This is a genomic window from Neisseria sp. HMSC067G12 (genome assembly GCF_001812725.1).
In the GTDB taxonomy this organism is placed as follows: Bacteria; Pseudomonadota; Gammaproteobacteria; order Burkholderiales; family Neisseriaceae; genus Neisseria; species Neisseria perflava.
Genome location: NZ_KV810178.1, coordinates 1 through 298, shown reverse-complemented (window position 1 = coordinate 298; position 298 = coordinate 1). Strand labels below are relative to the sequence as shown.

The 298-nt window shown below is 52.3% G+C and carries 1 pseudogene; it reads left to right on the top strand.

What is annotated here, in order from left to right:
• A pseudogene (locus HMPREF2871_RS00015) lies at nt 1–298 on the top strand (type IV secretion protein Rhs); the annotation flags it as partial.

The window sequence follows — 298 nt, the reverse complement described above, 5'->3', positions numbered from 1 at the left end:
ACGGCAGTGGTGACCTGATCCGCGTCATCGGCCGCGACGGTAATGTCAAACGCAGCTTCGGCTATAAAAACAATCTGATGGTGTCGCATACGGATGCGGCCGGATTGGTATCGGAATACGAATACGACCATTACACCCCGACCGGCAAAGTCATCCGCAACCGGACTTCTTTGGGCGAGGAATGGCGTTTTACCTATCACGAAGGTTACACCGAGGTAACCGACATATTGGGCCGTACCGAGCAATATCATTACGATTACAACAATGAGTTGACCAAACGGGTGTTTGCCGACGGCAG